The organism is Jannaschia sp. S6380, assembly GCF_023015695.1.
Lineage (GTDB): Bacteria > Pseudomonadota > Alphaproteobacteria > Rhodobacterales > Rhodobacteraceae > Jannaschia.
This window is the reverse complement of record NZ_JALKAS010000001.1, coordinates 1631561-1648196: the sequence shown is the minus strand read 5'-3', so window position 1 is coordinate 1648196 and position 16636 is coordinate 1631561. Positions and strand designations below refer to the sequence as shown.

Here is a 16636-nt window from a genome sequence, read left to right as displayed (position 1 = left end):
GCTACGCGACCGTCATGGATGAAGAACCGGCCCAATCGGACAGCGATCCGACCGAATGCCTGCATCGGGCCCAGGCCGCGCTCCTGGCCGATCGGGCGGACGAGGCCAGCGCGCTGCTCGGCCCCCTGTTGGAGCGTCACCCGGGACTGGCGGAGGGCTGGCTTCTGTCCGCGCGCGCCGAAGCGGCGGCCGGCAGGCCGGACGCCGCGCGCCGGGACTTCGCGACCTGCCTGCGTCTTGCCCCCCGGGAGCCCGTGGCGTGGTTGGAGCTGGCCTTGTTCGAGGCCGGCCAGGGGCGGGGCGGTACGGTGGTCAAACGGGCCCGCAAAGCCGGGCTGGGCCAGGCCCTCGTCACTATGCTGCAAGGTGCCGCCTCGGGGCAGGGGGCCCAGGCGACGGGTCTGGGCGCCGCCGCGAAGGCCGATCTCGTGGCCCTGACGCGCGCGGCCAAGGCACGCGATCTCGCAGCGGTGGAACGGCAGGCGGCGATCATTCTGCGTCGAAAGGCGGGCGCACGGATCTGGGCGGTTCTGGGCCATGCCAGGCTGAAGGCAGGTCGATCGCGCGCCGCCGCCGAGGCGTTCGCGCAGGGTGTCCGGCTGGAGCCCTACGCCGTCGACCTGCGCCTTGGTCAGGCGGCGGCCGCCGCGTCGTCCGGGGATGTGGTGCGTGCGCTGGTCGCGGCCCGGCGGGCCGCGGAACTGGCACCGCTATCGACCCGGGCGCAGGTGAACTGGGGTCGGATCGCGCTGCAGGCCGGTCTGGCGGAACGCGCCGCGGACATCGTCGCACAGGTTCTGGCCAAGGCGCCCCGCTCCGACGCGGCCCGTGTCCTGGCCGCCGAGGCGGCGATGCAGACGGGCGACGTCGCAGCCGCGCTGGACCACGCCCGGGCCCGCGCCGAGGACGCGCCCGGGCGCGACCTTCTCGTCGCGCAGACCCTGCAGCGTGGCGGACAGCTCGACGCCGCGCGCGAGGTTCTTGACCGCTTGGCGGCCCGATCCCCCGGGGATGCCGACGTCCTGACCGCGCGGGGCCAACTGCGCCAGACGCTGGGAGAGACGGAGGCGGCCGAGGCGGACCTACGCGCCGCCGTCGCCGCCCGGCCCCGGGGGGGCACGGCGTTCCGCGCGCTTTGCTACGGCACCCGGTTGGACCCGACCGACCCGGTGGTGGCGCGAATGGTCGCGCTGCGCGACGGCGGCACCCTGCCGGAACAGGCCGCGCGCGCGATCGACTATGGCCTGGCGCGCGTCCTGCAGGCCGCCGATCCCGAGGCGGCGGCCCGGCATCTGGCGCAGGCCAACGCCTCCATGGCGCGAAGCTATCCGTATGACCCGGCACAGGCACGACAGGCCTGGACCGCGATGACGACGCAGGTCTGGCCCGCCCTTCGGGCCGCGCTGCAGGACGGCGTCGCCGGCAGTTGCGACGCCGCGCCGATCTTCGTCACCGGGTTGCCCCGGTCCGGCACGACGCTGGTCGAGGCGATCCTGGGCGCGCATCCGGGCGTCACCGCCGGCGGAGAGCTGGCGGTGTTGCGCCGGATCACCGCGCCGCTTTGCGAGACGTGGAAGGCGGGGGACCCGGTGACGCGGGCCCAGCTCTCGGCCGCCGGTGCGGCCTACGCCGAACGTGCCCTGCCTGACGAGGACACGCGGCGGACGGACAAGTCGATCTATTCGTTCCTGGAAATCGGGGTGATCCGCGCCATCCTGCCCAAGGCACATGTCGTGGTCGTGACCCGCGACCCGCGTGACGTGGGCCTGTCCATCTGGCGCAACCACTTCCGCGAAGGGACGCATCGCTACGCCGCCACGCAGGAAGGGATCGCCGACCAGATCGGACAGTTCCACCAGGCGCTCGCCTTCTGGCGGGCGGAAGTGCCGGGCGCGTTCCACCGGATCGCCTACGAAGACCTGCTCGACGATCCCGAAGGCCGGGCGCGTTCCCTGCTCGCCGCTTGCGACCTGGACTGGGACCCGGCCGTGCTCTCCTTCCACGAATCCGCCAAACGTGTGGCCACGCTCAGCTTCGCGCAGGTCCGCCAGCCGCTCTATCGCTCCTCCAAGGGGGGGTGGCGGCGCAGCGCGGGCGAGATCGCGCCGCTGATCCGCGCCCTGTCGGAGCGAGGCCTGCTGCCGGACTAGTCGGTGAAGGTGTCGACCACGTCGCCCAGCGTCAGGTCCGGGTCGAACCGGCCTTCGGCGAGGAAAGCCAGCACCTGCCCGATCACCAGCGGTTGGTTCATCATGAACGTATGCGTGACCGGCAGCACCACATGGTCGGCCATCCCCGCAACGCGGGTGGAGGCGACCGAGACCTTGCCGTCATCCGGCCCGGGCAGGACCGTCGACCAGATCGGGTTCAGACTGCGGTCGCCCGCGATGATCCCGACATCCGCCCAGACCGGCCCAAGCTTCGTGGCCAGCCCATCGGTGCCCAGCTGTTTGCCGGCGGGGCCGTTGACCCGATCGAAGGGCGGGAACTCGGCCATCCGGTCCACGATCTCGGAGCCGCCATTGGGCGGTGCCAGCATGACCGTCCGGCCCCGGCGCGCCAGAGTGCTGCCCGCGAACCATGATCGCAGCAGGATGCCGCCCATCGAATGGGTCACGAAATGGATGCGCGGGGACAGGCCGCACCGCGCGATGGCGCGCGGGACGGCGGTGTCGGCCAGCGCCTCGATCCGTCCACCGGCTGGATCGTAGTCGCTGTTGACGACGCGGTAGCCCTCGGCCGCAAGCGCGCCTTCGAGCACGAGGAGCGAAGCATCGCTGCGCGCGAGGCCGTGCAGCAGGACGACGCAATCGGGCACGGTGCCGGCCGTCGCGGGCGACGCCAGACCGATCGCGAGGAGGAGGGCGCGGATCATCCCCGCCATCTAGTCGCTGGACAGGGCGCGCACCAGCGGTCGCCGGGGCCGCGGACGCGACGTCGGACGACGCGTCAGGGGCGCGGGGGACCGGCGGCGGATGCCGCGCGCGTACCCGACCGCAGCGTGGCAAGCGCGATGCCCGCGATGACCAGCCCGCCCGCCGCCAATGCGCGGAGATCCGGCACCTCGCCCAGCAGGATCGCGCCGCCGATCATGGCGATCACCGGAACACCCAGTTGCGCGACCCCCGCCGTGGCCACGCCCATGCGGGGCAGAACCCGGAACAGGAGCGCGTAGCCGATGCCCGACGCGATGCCCCCCGAACAGAGCGCCATCGCCGCCCCGAACGGGGTGACGGCGCCGCCCCACCAGATCGGGAAGGCCAGCGCGAACAGCCCGGTGGCGATCACGAAGTTGCCGGCGGTGCCCGACAGGGGGCGTCGCTCGAACTTGCCGGCGAAGCTGTAGGCGGCCCAGCCGAGGCCGGCCACGATCATCCAGGCGACGTCCGCCGGGGCCGCCCGGACGCCGCCGCCGGGCAGCAGCAGCCAGGCGAGCCCGCCCAGCGCCAGCGCCATGCCGGCCAGGCGAAGCGGGCCGGACGGTTCGCCGCGAACCAGCGACAGGCCGAAGAGGCCAAGCTGGACGGTCGCGAACAGGATAAGCGCGCCCAGCCCCGCATCGAGCGTGCGATAAGCCAGCGAAAAGCCCAGCAGATAGATGACCAGCGCCACCGCCGCGCCCCAGCGATGCGATCCGCCGAGCGGGATCCCCCGCCGTGCCGCGAGCGCCGCCAGCACGACCGCGCCGCCCGCCACCCGGATCGCCGCGAAAGTCAGAGGGTCGGTCCCGTCGAGCACGCCCGCGCGGGTCAGCAGCGAGTTCGCGGCGAGAAAGCAAAGGGCGAAAAGGGTCATCAGGAGGAGACGCATGGCGTTTCGTGACTTGCCCCGCGGCGTCTGTCGAGCGCCGAATTCCCGCGACCTCCGGGGCCGGATGTCAGGATCGCGTACCCTTCGGCGCCTGCGTGGCCGCCCGCCCGGCATCGCTGAGCGTGTAGGTGCCCAGCGCCACGCGCACGAACCAGCCGTAATGATTGTCGCGCATGATGGCCGTGGCACGCATGACGCCGGTTGCATCGCGCACGTCGCGTCCGCGGGTGGCGCCCGCGGAGCCCAAATGCCGCGCCAATGCCAGCGCGTCCTGGCGATACGCGGTGACGAGGCCATCGCGGGTCGCGCCCCCGGGGGACGGGTCGCCGCGACGGCGCGCGAATTCGCGCAGCAGGCGCGCTTTCGGGCGGGCCGTCAGGCGCGGACGGAACGGGCCGGGATCGCAGTGGACCGTGACCAGCCCGTCGCCCGGGCGCACCGTGATCACGCCCAGCCCCAAGCGCCGCGCCAGCTTGAGGTTGGCCTTGAGCGCCGTCCAGCCGCGCCGGCCGGAGACGTCCGGCACGGCCAGATAGACATGCGGCGTGACGGCCTGACGGTCGATCCCCTGATGGATGAGCGCGAGGCTGAAGCCGGTCTTCAACTCGACGATGACGGGGGGCTCGCCCGCCCGCAGGGCCACGACGTCGGCCGGCCCGATCTCGCCCTTCACCTCATATCCCTGACGTTCGAGAAACGCCTTCACCGGCGGGTAGAGATCGGTCTCGCGCATCCGTGCCTTTCCGGGTTCCGCCTCGTGACAAGGGGCGTGGCCGTTGGTATGGCCCCGCGCGACCCCATTCTCGACAAGGAACCCCGTGATGACCACCCTCGTCTTCGGCCACACCTCCCCCGACACCGATTCCACCGGCAGCCCGATCGCCTGGGCCTGGTACATGAACGAGGTGATGGGGCAGGACGCCAAGCCCGTCCTGCTGGGCGAGCCCAACACCGAGGCCGCGTGGATGCTGAAGCGGTGGGACCTGCCCAAGCCCGAGATCGTGCGCGACGTGGAGGGAGGGCAGCCCTGCGTGATCGTGGATACGAACAATCCCTCCGAATTGCCGGCCAACATCGCGAATGCCGACATCCGGCAGATCATCGACCATCACAAGCTGACCGGCGGGATCGAGACGATCGTGCCGATCGACATCACCATCCGGCCGTTGGCCTGCACGGCGACGATCATGGCCGACCTGATGGGCGGCTCGCTGTCGTCGGCGCCCGAGGCGATCAAGGGCGCGATGCTGACGTGCATCCTGTCGGACACCTTGGCGTTCCGCAGCCCGACCACGACCGACCACGACCGCGCCCTGGCCGAACGGCTGGCCGGCGATCTGGGTGTCGACATCCCCGGTTTCGCCGACGAGATGTTCGCGGCGAAATCCGACGTCTCGGCCTATTCCGAAGTGGAGCTTCTGCGCATGGACTCGAAGGAGTACGAGGTCGACGACACCAGGTTCCGCGTCTCGGTCCTGGAGACGACCTCGCCCGAGTCGATCCTGTCGCGCAAGGATGCGCTGATGGCCGCGATGCCCGAGGTCGCGGCCGAGGACCAGGTGACGCAGGTGCTGCTGTTCGTGGTCGACATCCTGAACGAGGAGGCGACGCTGCTGGTGCCCAACGATCTGACCAAGCAGGTGGCCGAGGCGAGCTTCGGAGCGACGGTTTCGGGCGACCAGGTCGTGTTGCCGGGGGTGATGAGCCGCAAGAAGCAGATCATTCCGGCCCTGAAGCTTTGAGGGCCGAGGAAGGATCGGATGGTTCGGGGGCGGCCTACATCTCGTCGTGGATCTGGCCGTAGGCCAGCATCGCGAAGAGCCCGGTGCCGCCCAGGATGTTGCCCACCAGCACCGGCAGGATATGGCTGAGTAGGGCGTCGAGGATGCCCAGCTCGCCGTTCAGGACCAGGGTGAAGATCTCGTTCGACCCGGCGACGACATGGGTGAAGCCGCCGGCGGCGATGAGCCAGGTGAACATCACGATGATCGCCAGCTCGGACCCCTTGGCCGAGGGCAGCATCCAGACCAGGGCCGCGATAAAGAAGCCCGAGGGGATGCCGCGCAGGAGCGCCTCCATCGGGGTGAATTCCGCCAGGTGATGCGAGATGTCCAGAATGGCGGCCAGGATCTCGGGCGAGATGATGCCGGCATGCACGGCCAGCGCGGCCGTCACAAAGGTGCCGACCAAGTTGGCGACGAAGACGATGCCCCAGAGGCGGGCGATTTCTGCGAAGCCCGCCAGGCTGGGTCGGGCAAGGAAAGGGAGCACGACGGTGATCGTGTTCTCGGTAAAGAGCTGCAACCGGCAAAGGATCACCAGGACGAAACCGAAGGTATATCCGACGCTGGAGATCAGCGTCAGGTAGGGATGGTCGGGCCCGAGTTCCGCCCGGAACAGCCCGGTCATCAGCACCGAGGTCGAGATGCCCAGTCCGGCGGTGACGCCGGACCACCATAGCGACCGCTTGGGGCGGCTCAGTTCTTCCTCGCCCTCTCGCAGGATGATGGAATAGACCGTCAGCGCATTCAGCTTGCCGTGGTCGGAGACGGCGTCGCGCTCCTCCCGCGTCAGGGAATGTTCGGTGGCGGTGGGGCGATTTCGGCGGGTTTCCCGCTCGCGCGCCCTGGCGCGGGACTGCGCCTCGCGAGCCTCGGTCTCGGCATCGTCGGCGCTGCCGTCCCAGTCGGTATGCTCGCGGCTCATCCGGTTCCTCTCCCCGACGACCGGGGCCGGATCACGTTCGCAGGGGCAACGCTGCGCGGCTGCGGCGGTTCCGCCGTCACGCGTCTTGCGCCAGCCGCTCCTCCAGCACCTCGAACGGGACGCCGGGTACGTCCTTGGCGGCACGGATGACGAGCGATGTCTTCACGCTGGCCACGTTCTCGGCCGCCGTCAGCTGGCCGGTCAGGAAGGACTGGAAGGATGACAGGTCGGGCGCCACGCATTTCAGGACGAAGTCGATCTCGCCGTTGAGCATGTGGCATTCGCGCACGAGGGGCCAGTCGCGGCACAGGTTCTCGAACGCGGAAAGGTCGCTCTCGGCCTGGCGGGCAAGCGAGACCATGGCGTAGACCTGCACTTCGAACCCGAGCGCGCGGGCGTCGACATCGGCATGGTAGCCCAGGATGTAACCCGCCTCTTCCAGCGCACGGACCCGCCGCAGGCAGGGCGGCGCGCTGATGCCGACACGTCGGGCAAGTTCGACATTGGTCATGCGCCCGTCGCCCTGCAGTTCGGCGAGGATCTGTCGGTCGATCGGGTCGAGTTTGGAATGTGCCATGTGTCCTGCCTGTTCGGATTGCGGATATGTCCCACGATGCGCGGAAAACCGCAACAATCTTTCAAGAGCGCGCAAGATTGCGTCGCGATCATCCCCGGATCGCATCACCGTGACGGGGGTTTCCCCCGCCGCGATTCGGACCCTATATCCGGGGTCCACGACGAAAGGATCCGCCCATGTCCGAGACGCGCCATTCCAAGGTCCTGATCATCGGCTCCGGCCCTGCGGGCTATACCGCCGCCGTCTATGCCAGCCGCGCGATGCTGAACCCGGTCCTGATCCAAGGCATCCAGCCGGGCGGCCAGCTGACCATTACGACCGAGGTGGAGAACTGGCCCGGCGACACCGAGGTGCAGGGCCCCGCCCTGATGGAGCGGATGGAGGCGCATGCCCGCGCCGTGGGCACGGAGATCGTGTCGGACCACATCGCGTCGCTGGATCTGTCGAAACGGCCGTTTGCCGCGACCAGCGATTCCGGCGGAACCTATACCTGTGACGCGCTGATCCTCGCCACGGGGGCGCAGGCGAAATGGCTGGGCCTGCCGTCCGAGGAGCATTTCAAGGGCTTCGGCGTGTCGGCCTGCGCGACCTGCGACGGGTTCTTCTATCGTGGCAAGGAAGTCGCGGTCGTCGGCGGAGGCAACACCGCCGTGGAAGAGGCGCTGTTCCTGACCAACTTCGCCAGCAAGGTGACGCTGATCCATCGCCGCGACACGCTTCGGGCCGAGAAGATCCTGCAGGATAGGCTGTTCAAGAATCCCAAGGTGGAGATCGTCTGGGACCACGAGGTCGACGAGGTGCTGGGCAGCGATCAGCCGCGCAGCGTCGAGCGACTGCGCCTGAAGCATCGCGACACCGGCGCGACGCGCGAGATGGCGGTCGATGGCGTATTCGTGGCGATCGGGCATGCGCCGGCCTCGGCCCTCGTGGCGGACTGGCTGGAGCTGCACATGGGCGGCTATGTCGTGACGGCCCCGGATTCGACGGCGACCTCGATCCCCGGCGTCTATGCCGCGGGCGATCTGACCGACCACATCTATCGCCAGGCGGTGACCAGCGCCGGGATGGGTTGCATGGCCGCGCTGGAGGCAGAGCGGTTCCTGGCCGAGCAGGGGCAGGATGGCGGCCCCGGGCAGGACCAGACAGCGCCCCTGGGCTATGGCGCCCCGGTCGAAGAGCCGGCGGAATAGGGGATGACGCCGCCGCGCGCCGGGTGATGCCCCGTCGCGGTGCCGGCGGGCGCCATGCGGGGGCGTCAACACCGTGTTGCGCGCGCGACGGCTTGAAACGCGGACGGTCTTGCGTCTAGAGGCGCCCGAGCCCCTGTTTTCGGGGCATGTCCGTTCCGATTGCGAAAGAAGCCAGATGCCCAGCGCCATTCCCAACCTCGCCCCCATTCCCGAGCTATACGTGAGTTACGACAGTGCCCAGAAGCTGAAACGCGAGGCGGCGGATCTGGCGAGCTGGGACATGACGCCCCGGCAGATCTGCGACCTTGAGTTGCTGATGAGCGGTGGGTTCAACCCGCTGAAGGGGTTCCTGGGCAAGGACGACTACGAAGGCGTGGTCGAGAAGATGCGCCTGGCGGACGGGACGCTCTGGCCGATGCCGATCACGCTGGACGTCTCCGAGGAGTTCGCCGGCACGCTGGAGGAGGGGCAGGACATCGCGCTGCGCGACCAGGAAGGCGTGATCCTGGCGATGCTGTCGGTGACCGACATCTACCGCCCCGACAAGGCGCGCGAGGCCGAGATGGTGTTCGGCGCCGACGACCTGGCGCATCCCGCGGTGAACTATCTGCACAACACGGCCGGTCCGGTCTATGTCGGGGGCGCGATCACCGGGATCCAGCCGCCGGTGCATTACGATTTCCGCGCGCGCCGCGATACGCCCAACGAACTGCGCGCATATTTCCGCAAGCTGGGCTGGCGCCGGATCGTGGCGTTCCAGACGCGCAACCCGCTGCACCGCGCGCATCAGGAGTTGACCTTCCGCGCCGCGCGCGAGGCGCAGGCGAACCTGCTGATCCACCCCGTCGTCGGCATGACCAAGCCGGGCGACGTCGATCACTTCACCCGCGTGCGCTGCTACGAGGCGGTGCTGGACAAGTATCCGCAGGCGACCACGACGATGTCGCTGCTGAACCTGGCGATGCGCATGGCCGGCCCGCGCGAGGCGGTGTGGCACGGCCTGATCCGCCGCAACCACGGCTGCACGCACATGATCGTCGGCCGCGACCACGCGGGCCCCGGCAAGAATTCAGCCGGCGAGGATTTCTACGGCCCCTACGACGCGCAGGACCTGTTCCGCGAACACCAGGACGAGATCGGCTGCGAGATGGTCGACTTCAAGCACATGGTCTATGTGCAGGAGCGCGCCCAGTACGAGCCCAACGACGAGATCGAGGATCGTGAGAACGTCACCATCCTGAACATCTCGGGCACCGAGCTTCGCCGCCGTCTGCGCGAGGGGCTGGAGATCCCGGATTGGTTCTCCTTCCCCGAGGTGGTCAAGGAGTTGCGCCGCACCTCGCCGCCGCGGTCGCAGCAGGGGTTCACGGTGTTCTTCACCGGGCTGTCGGGTTCGGGCAAGTCGACCATCGCCAACGCGATCATGGTCAAGCTGATGGAGATGGGCGGCCGTCCGGTCACGCTTCTGGACGGGGACGTGGTGCGCAAGCATCTGTCGAGCGAGCTTGGTTTTTCCAAGGAACACCGCGACATCAACATCAAGCGCATCGGCTATGTCGCGTCCGAGATCACCAAGAACGGCGGTCTGGCCATCTGCGCGCCGATCGCGCCCTACACTTCGACCCGCCGGGCCGTCCGCGAGATGGTCGAGGCCTATGGCGCCTTCGTCGAGGTCCACGTGGCCACCAGCGTCGAGGAGTGCGAACGTCGCGACCGCAAGGGCCTGTACAAGCTGGCGCGTGAAGGCAAGATCAAGGAATTTACCGGCATCTCCGACCCCTACGAGGCGCCGACCAATGCCGAGCTGGTCGTCGATACCGAAGGCCATGAGGTCGATACCTGTGCCCAGCAGGTCCTGCTGAAGCTGGAGGGCATGGGTCTGATTTCCGGCTGACCGGCTGTTGCTGCCCGGGCACAGGGATCGGCCTTCACGACAATGCGATCAAGTGTTGCGCAGTCCGGGCGGAACCATCCGCCCGATCCTGCCGTTCTCGGAACGGATGGTGTCGTCTCGTGAAGGATGGACGACCGAGCAAGAGGGCGCGCAGACGCCCCGAGCAGGAACCCGAGAGGCCGCAATGCTGGATGATTGCAACGTAATGTTGGTCGAGGACGAGGCGCTGCTGGCGCTGGATCTGTCCCTGACTCTGGAGGACGCGGGCGCGCGTGTCGCCGGGCCATTCGCCACGGTCGAAAGCGCGCTCTCCGCTTGCGAGGATGTCGACTGCGCCGTTCTGGACGTCGATCTCTGGGACCAGAAGGTCTATCCGGTGGCCGATCGATTGATGGCATCGCGGAAGCCGTTTCTGTTCCATACCGGAAGCGGCGACAGGGAAACCCTAATGCGCCGCTATGGCCGTGACATACGCATGGTGGAGAAGCCCGCGCGGCGCGCCGAGATCGTCGCCGAGGTGGCATCGCTCATAGCGAAAGCCTGCCGCTGAGGCGGGACGTCGTTTTAGAACATGCGATGTCGTCGTGACCGGCCGGGTGCGCCCCGGCCGGAATTCGGTCAGTGGACGCTGACGGGGTGCAGGTCGTTCTGCCGCGCAAGATTGAAGGCCAGGCTGCGGTCGCCGACCAGGGCGACCTGTTCACCATCGGCGCGGTGCAGGGCGTAGAGTTCGTCCAGCCCCCCTTCGCGCGCCTCCTCCTGCACCGCATCGGGCAGATCCTCGACATCCACCTTGCGGATATAGACCAGCGACCCGCCGACCGTTTCGAAGTCGATATGCTGTGGCATGGTCATTCCTTCCGAGAGGTTCGGGCGTCCGACTGGGCGCCGGTTTCGATGCGGATCGTCTTGACAACGTTCTCCGGCGCGGATCGTTGCAGGTCGACATGCAAAAGGCCGTGTTCAAGTGTCGCACCCGACACCTCGACCCCGTCGGCCAGCACGAAGGCGCGCTGGAACTGACGCGCGGCAATGCCCCGATGCAGGTACACGCGGGCGTCGTCGTCCTGCGACCGGCCGCGGATCACCAGTTGGCGATCCTCCAGCGTGATGGACAGATCGGCCTCGGCGAAGCCGGCGACGGCCAGCGTGATGCGGAACCCCGCCTCGCCGGTCTGTTCGATGTTGTAGGGCGGATAGCCGTCGTTGCCGGTGCGAACGGTGCGTTCCACCAGACGCTCCAGCTCATCGAAGCCCAGCAGGAAGGGATGTGTGCCGAAGGTCGGCTTGGTCATGGCTCGGGTCCTTTCGCAAAGCGATCCGATGATGTCCCGACCCGTAAGCGGCGTCGGTCAAGGGTTTATGTGGGGTTTGGCCAACCGGGACGCAAGATGGTTGGATTCGCGGGCACGGGCGGTGTAGGACGCGGCACGAACCGCGCGAGGCCGCACGTGACCCATGCCCCCGAAGAACTGAGCCACGAGGACATCCTGCGGATGCGCCTGGAGGTTCTGCGGCAGGATCACCGCGACCTCGACACCGCGATCCGCGCCATCGAGGATAGCCGGAACCCCGACCTGCTGGTGATAAAGCGGCTCAAGAAGCAGAAGCTCTCGCTGAAGGACCGCATCGCGCGGATCGAGGACGAGCTGACCCCCGACATCATCGCCTGAGGCTATCCGAATGACCGACGCCCCGCCGGTAGGCATCATCATGGGTTCCAACTCGGACTGGCCGACGATGCGCGAGTCGGCCGGTATCCTTGACGCACTCGGCGTGGCGCATGAGGCGCGGATCGTATCGGCGCACCGCACGCCCGACCGATTGTGGGACTACGGCCGCACGGCGGCCGAGCGGGGGCTGCGGGTCATCATCGCGGGCGCGGGCGGTGCGGCGCATCTGCCCGGCATGATGGCATCGAAGACCCGGCTGCCCGTGATCGGCGTGCCGGTGCGCACGCAGGCCCTGTCGGGCGTCGACAGCCTGTATTCCATCGTCCAGATGCCGCGCGGATTTCCGGTGGCGACGATGGCGATCGGCGCGGCGGGCGCGGCGAACGCGGGGCTGATGGCGGCGGCGATCCTGGCGTTGGGCGACGCGGATCTGGCCGCGCGGCTGGACCGGTGGCGGGCGGACCTGTCGGCGGCGATCCCCGAGGTGCCGGAATGATGGGCGCGCTGCCGCCGGGCGCCACCATCGGCATCCTCGGCGGGGGACAGCTGGGGCGGATGCTGGCGGTCGCGGCCAGCCGGCTGGGCTATGGCACGCATGTCTTCGAGCCCGGCGCGGCGCCGGCGGGGCAGGTCGCGGGTGTGGTCACGCAGGCCAGCTACGAGGACATCGCCGCGCTGGAGGGCTTCGCGCGGGCCTGCGACGTGGTGACCTACGAGTTCGAGAACGTGCCGGCCAACGCGTTGGACCTGCTGGGCGCCCTGGTGCCGATCCGCCCCGGATTGCAGGCGCTGGCCGTCAGCCAGGATCGTTTGACGGAAAAGACGTTCCTGGACGGCCTCGGCCTTTCGGTCGCGCCTTTCCGCGACGTGCCCGACCTGACGGTGCTGGAGGCGGCGCTGATGGCGCTGGGCACGCCCGCGATCCTCAAGACGCGACGGCTGGGCTATGACGGCAAGGGCCAGGTCCGGCTGGACGCGCCCGGCCAGGCGCAGGCCGCGTTCGCCGAGATGGGCGGGCAGGATGCCATTCTGGAAGGGTTCGTGGCGTTCAGCCGCGAGATCAGCGTGATCGCCGCGCGCGGCCTGTCCGGCGAGGTGGTCTGCTTCGACCCGGGCGAGAACGTCCACGAAGCGGGGATCCTGCGAACGACGACGGTGCCCGCCGCCATTCCCGGCAGCCTGCGCGCGGATGCGGCCCTGCTGGCCGGGCGGATCCTGAACGCGCTGGACTATGTCGGCGTGATGGGGGTGGAATTGTTCGTGACCGCGGACGGCCTCGTCGTGAACGAGATCGCGCCCCGCGTGCACAATTCGGGCCACTGGACGCAGGCCGGATGCGCCGTCGACCAGTTCGAGCAGCACATTCGCGCCGTCGCGGGTCTGCCGTTGGGCAACGGACGGCGCCATGCGGATGTGGTGATGGAGAACCTCATCGGGGACGACATGGACAAGCTGCCCGCGCTGCTGGCGTCACCGGACACGCAGATCCACCTCTATGGGAAGGCCGAGACCCGACCGGGCCGAAAGATGGGCCATATCAACCGCATCGTTCGCTGAAACGATCCGACCGACCCTCAACCGCAAGTGAGACATGACCGAACGACCGCATCGCAATTTCTATGGCCGCATCAAGGGCAAGCACCTTAAGGCGTCGCACCAGGGTTATCTCGACGCCGATCTGACGGCGCTGTCGCCCGGCCCGGTTGGTTGGGACGAAAATCCCGACCGGCGGCCGCTGGACCTCGATGCGCTGTTCGGCGGGCGCGACGTCTGGCTGGAGATCGGGTTCGGCGGCGGCGAACACATGGTGCACCAGGCCAACCTGAACCCCGATGTCGGTATCATCGGGGCGGAGCCTTACATCAACGGGGTCGCCATGCTGCTGGGCAAGTTGCGCCGGGCCGGGGCCGACAATGTGCGCATCCATCCAGGCGACGTGCGCGACCTGTTCGACGTGCTGCCGGCGCGCAGCATCTCGAAGGCGTTCCTGCTCTATCCCGATCCATGGCCGAAGACGCGCCACCATCGGCGGCGTTTCGTGACCGGGGAGCACTTGGTGCCGCTGGCCGCCGCCCTGCGACCGGGGGCGGAGTTCCGGGTGGCGACGGACATCCCCGATTATGTCCGCCAGACCCTGCAGGAGGTGCCACGCCACGGTTTCACCTGGATGGCTGAGGGGCCTTCGGACTGGCGCGACCCTTGGTCCGACTGGACGCGCACCCGCTATGAGACCAAGGCGATCCGCGAGGGGCGGGTGCCGCATTACCTGACGTTCCGCCGCGACTGACGGGGTCTTAGGCCCGAACGTCCCAGACCCCGCCGGGGGGCAGGGCGCGGAACCGGTCGGGTTCGACATCCGCGGCACGGAGGGCGAGGGCCAGGCGTTCCGGCGGCTCCTCCCGTGCCTCGTTCGTTAGCTGGAACGTGCCCCAATGCGCGGCCAGGGCGTTCTCTGCACCGCAGGCGGCGAAGCCGGCCACCGCCTCCTCGGGGTTCTGATGCTGATGGCGCATGAACCAGCGGGGCGCGTAGGCCCCGATCGGGATGATCGCCAGGCGGTAAGGCCCGTGCCTTGCTGCCGCCGCGTAGGGACGGCCGCTGTCATAGCCGGTGTCGCCGCAGGCCAGGACGCGCCCCGCCGGCGTCTCGACGGCGAAGCTGCACCACAGCGCGAAGGACCGGTCGCGCGTGCCCCGCGCACTCCAGTGATGGCAGGGCAGCAGGCGGATCGCCACGCCGGCGACCTCCACCCGGTCGCCCCAGTCGCCCACGCGGACGTTGACGCCGTCGATCGCGCCCCGCAGGATCGTGTCGTTGCCCAGCGGCGTGACGATCGGCACGCGATCGCGCGCATGCAGGCGGCGCAGGGTGGCGATGTCCATGTGGTCGTAGTGATTGTGGCTGACGAGGACCGCATCGATGGGCGGCAGGTCGTCGAACGCGATGCCGGGCGCGGTAACGCGGGCGGGACCGGCGAAGCTGAACGGGCTGACCCGGCGTGACCAGACCGGATCGACCAGGATGTTCGCCCCGCCCGCCTGGACCAGCACCGTGGCATGGCCGACCATCGTCACGCGCAGCCCCGCGACGCGGGTTTGGGGCACGGTGGGCGTGACGGCAACGCTGTCGGGCCATTCGGCCCCGGTCTCGCCGAAATGCCAGCGCAGGAGGTCGGTAAAGCCACGGGGCGGGGCGCCACCCGGATTGAAGAACCGCGTGCCGTCGAAGTGATCGGAGATCGGCCCGCTGTAGTAGGGGTTGCCGCGCGCGACCTCGCGCGTGGCACAGGCGCCGATGCCCAGCATTCCGGCGAGACCGAGGAGGGTGCGGCGCTTCATGCCGCATTCGATAGCGGATGCAGGTCCGCGATGACAGGGGATCGGCAATCAGAGGCATGGACGCGCGAAGGTCTGCGGTCTATGCCCGCCTGCGACCGACGAGGAGAGCCCCATGAGCCACGGCCCCGCAACCCCCCTGACGGCCCGTCCGGGCGGCCCGCTGACGGGCACCGCGCATGTGCCGGGCGACAAGTCGATCAGCCACCGGTCCCTGATCCTGGGCGCGATGGCGGTGGGCGAGACGCGGATCACCGGTCTGCTGGAGGGGCAGGACGTCCTGGATACCGCCGCCGCGATGCGGGCCTTCGGGGCGCAGGTCGCGCGCGACGGCGACGCCTGGGTCGTGCATGGCGCCGGTGTCGGCGGCCTGATGGAGCCGGAGGACGTGATCGATTGCGGCAATTCGGGCACTGGCGTGCGCCTGCTGATGGGGGCGGCGGCGACGCATGGGTTCTCGGTGACCTATACGGGTGACGCGTCGCTCCGCGCGCGGCCGATGGCGCGGGTGACGGACCCGCTGGCGCTGTTCGGCGCGGTGGCGCATGGACGCTCGGGCGGGCGCTTGCCGATGACCCTGGTGGGTGCCGCCGATCCGGTGCCGGTTCGGTACGTCACGCCGGTCGCGTCGGCGCAGGTGAAATCGGCGGTGCTGCTGGCCGGGTTGAACGCGCCGGGCGAGACCGTGGTAATCGAGCGCGAGGCGACGCGCGACCATTCGGAACGGATGCTGGCGGGGTTCGGCGCGCAGATCGAGACGCGCGAGACGGACGAGGGTCGGGAAATCACGCTGGTCGGCCGGCCCGAGCTGCGGCCCCAGACGATCGCCGTGCCGCGCGACCCGTCCTCGGCCGCGTTCCCCGTCTGTGCGGCGCTGATCGTGCCGGGATCGGACGTGCTGGTGCCGAATATCGGGCTGAATCCCACGCGGGCGGGCCTGTTCGAGACGCTGCGCGACATGGGCGCGGACCTGACCTACGAGAACCCGCGCGAGGAAGGGGGAGAACCCGTGGCCGACCTGCGCGCGCGCTTCTCGCCCGACATGAAGGGGATCGAGGTGCCGCCCGACCGGGCCGCCAGCATGATCGACGAATATCCGGTGCTTTCGGTCGTGGCCGCCTGCGCCGGGGGGACGACCGTGATGCGCGGCGTGGCCGAATTGCGCGTCAAGGAATGCGACCGCATCGACGCGATGGCCACGGGGCTGCGCGCCTGCGGGATCACCGTGCGCGACGGCGACGATTGGTGGGAGGTCGACGGGCGCGGCCCCGGCGGCATTGCCGGTGGCGCCACGGTGGCGGTGCATCTGGACCACCGGATCGCGATGAGTTTCCTCGTGGCCGGAATGGCGGCGCAGGCGGCGATCACCGTCGACGATGCCGGGCCGATCGCGACGTCATTCCCGATCTTCCGCAACCTGATGGCGGGGCTGGGCGCGACCCTGTCCTGAG

The 16636-nt window shown here is 69.3% G+C and carries 18 protein-coding genes; 10 read left to right on the top strand and 8 right to left on the bottom strand.

Translation table 11 applies throughout. From position 1 onward, the window contains the following. Positions 1 to 14 precede the first annotated feature (14 nt). A complete protein-coding gene (locus MWU52_RS08460) occupies positions 15 to 2150 on the top strand; it encodes a tetratricopeptide repeat-containing sulfotransferase family protein (protein ID WP_246951085.1) in 2136 nt (711 codons plus the stop codon). Here MWU52_RS08460 and MWU52_RS08455 read toward each other — a convergent pair. The 3 genes from MWU52_RS08455 to MWU52_RS08445 form a co-directional block, all read right to left on the bottom strand. Continuing rightward, positions 2147 to 2875, bottom strand: coding sequence for an alpha/beta hydrolase (locus MWU52_RS08455; protein WP_348645501.1), 729 nt, complete (start codon positions 2873 to 2875; stop codon positions 2147 to 2149). The two genes, MWU52_RS08460 and MWU52_RS08455, sit on opposite strands and share 4 nt — an antisense overlap. A gap of 74 nt (positions 2876 to 2949) precedes the next feature. Next, on the bottom strand, positions 2950 to 3795 hold the full coding sequence (locus MWU52_RS08450) for a DMT family transporter (protein ID WP_246951082.1): 846 nt from the start codon (positions 3793 to 3795) through the stop codon (positions 2950 to 2952). An 82-nt stretch (positions 3796 to 3877) separates the two neighbouring features. After that, the gene (locus tag MWU52_RS08445) at positions 3878 to 4543 is read right to left on the bottom strand and encodes a DUF2161 family putative PD-(D/E)XK-type phosphodiesterase (RefSeq protein ID WP_246951081.1); all 666 of its coding nucleotides are present in this window, start codon (positions 4541 to 4543) and stop codon (positions 3878 to 3880) included. Positions 4544 to 4631: 88 nt separating this feature from the next. On the opposite strand from MWU52_RS08445, the gene MWU52_RS08440 reads away from it, so the two are divergent. Continuing rightward, entirely contained in the window at positions 4632 to 5552 is a 921-nt protein-coding gene (locus MWU52_RS08440; RefSeq protein WP_246951080.1) for a manganese-dependent inorganic pyrophosphatase, read from the top strand. Between the two features lie 34 nt (positions 5553 to 5586). Here MWU52_RS08440 and MWU52_RS08435 read toward each other — a convergent pair whose 3' ends face one another. Beyond that, positions 5587 to 6516: a formate/nitrite transporter family protein gene (locus MWU52_RS08435; protein ID WP_246951079.1), complete on the bottom strand. Its 930-nt coding sequence runs from the start codon at positions 6514 to 6516 to the stop codon at positions 5587 to 5589. 76 nt (positions 6517 to 6592) lie between these two features. Next, entirely contained in the window at positions 6593 to 7093 is a 501-nt protein-coding gene (locus MWU52_RS08430; RefSeq protein WP_246951078.1) for an Lrp/AsnC family transcriptional regulator, read from the bottom strand. Positions 7094 to 7269: 176 nt separating this feature from the next. On the opposite strand from MWU52_RS08430, the gene trxB reads away from it, so the two are divergent. The 3 genes from trxB (at position 7270) to MWU52_RS08415 (ending at position 10727) form a co-directional block, all read left to right on the top strand. Beyond that, entirely contained in the window at positions 7270 to 8283 is a 1014-nt protein-coding gene (gene trxB / locus MWU52_RS08425) for a thioredoxin-disulfide reductase (protein ID WP_246951077.1), read from the top strand. 175 nt (positions 8284 to 8458) lie between these two features. Next, on the top strand, positions 8459 to 10177 hold the full coding sequence (locus MWU52_RS08420) for a bifunctional sulfate adenylyltransferase/adenylylsulfate kinase (RefSeq protein ID WP_246951076.1): 1719 nt from the start codon (positions 8459 to 8461) through the stop codon (positions 10175 to 10177). Positions 10178 to 10361: 184 nt separating this feature from the next. Next, positions 10362 to 10727 (top strand): response regulator, encoded by a 366-nt coding sequence (locus MWU52_RS08415; RefSeq protein WP_246951075.1) that lies wholly within the window; start codon positions 10362 to 10364, stop codon positions 10725 to 10727. Between the two features lie 68 nt (positions 10728 to 10795). On the opposite strand, the gene MWU52_RS08410 is transcribed toward MWU52_RS08415, so the two are convergent. Both MWU52_RS08410 and MWU52_RS08405 read right to left on the bottom strand, forming a co-directional pair. Further along, positions 10796 to 11026 carry a DUF1150 family protein gene (locus MWU52_RS08410; RefSeq protein WP_246951074.1) on the bottom strand — a complete coding sequence of 77 codons (231 nt, stop codon included), beginning with the start codon at positions 11024 to 11026 and terminating at the stop codon, positions 10796 to 10798. Between the two features lie 2 nt (positions 11027 to 11028). Then, positions 11029 to 11472 (bottom strand): Hsp20 family protein, encoded by a 444-nt coding sequence (locus tag MWU52_RS08405; RefSeq protein ID WP_246951072.1) that lies wholly within the window; start codon positions 11470 to 11472, stop codon positions 11029 to 11031. A gap of 201 nt (positions 11473 to 11673) precedes the next feature. Here MWU52_RS08405 and MWU52_RS08400 point away from each other — a divergent pair, with 201 nt between their 5' ends. From MWU52_RS08400 to MWU52_RS08385, 4 genes are read left to right on the top strand one after another with little or no spacing between them, the layout of a single operon-like run. Then, entirely contained in the window at positions 11674 to 11850 is a 177-nt protein-coding gene (locus MWU52_RS08400) for a DUF465 domain-containing protein (protein ID WP_246952817.1), read from the top strand. A gap of 10 nt (positions 11851 to 11860) precedes the next feature. Further along, complete coding sequence (purE, locus tag MWU52_RS08395) at positions 11861 to 12346, top strand: 5-(carboxyamino)imidazole ribonucleotide mutase (protein WP_246951070.1); 486 nt, start codon at positions 11861 to 11863, stop codon at positions 12344 to 12346. Beyond that, positions 12343 to 13407, top strand: a complete 1065-nt coding sequence (locus MWU52_RS08390) for a 5-(carboxyamino)imidazole ribonucleotide synthase (protein ID WP_246951068.1) — start codon at positions 12343 to 12345, stop codon at positions 13405 to 13407. The genes purE and MWU52_RS08390 overlap by 4 nt, the downstream gene beginning before the upstream one ends. A gap of 34 nt (positions 13408 to 13441) precedes the next feature. Then, positions 13442 to 14137 (top strand): tRNA (guanine(46)-N(7))-methyltransferase TrmB, encoded by a 696-nt coding sequence (locus tag MWU52_RS08385; protein ID WP_246951067.1) that lies wholly within the window; start codon positions 13442 to 13444, stop codon positions 14135 to 14137. A 7-nt stretch (positions 14138 to 14144) separates the two neighbouring features. On the opposite strand, the gene MWU52_RS08380 is transcribed toward MWU52_RS08385, so the two are convergent. Next, on the bottom strand, positions 14145 to 15188 hold the full coding sequence (locus tag MWU52_RS08380) for an MBL fold metallo-hydrolase (RefSeq protein WP_246951065.1): 1044 nt from the start codon (positions 15186 to 15188) through the stop codon (positions 14145 to 14147). A 112-nt stretch (positions 15189 to 15300) separates the two neighbouring features. Between MWU52_RS08380 and aroA the strand changes: the two genes are divergently transcribed. Further along, on the top strand, positions 15301 to 16635 hold the full coding sequence (gene aroA, locus MWU52_RS08375) for a 3-phosphoshikimate 1-carboxyvinyltransferase (protein WP_246951063.1): 1335 nt from the start codon (positions 15301 to 15303) through the stop codon (positions 16633 to 16635). Position 16636: the final 1 nt, after the last annotated feature.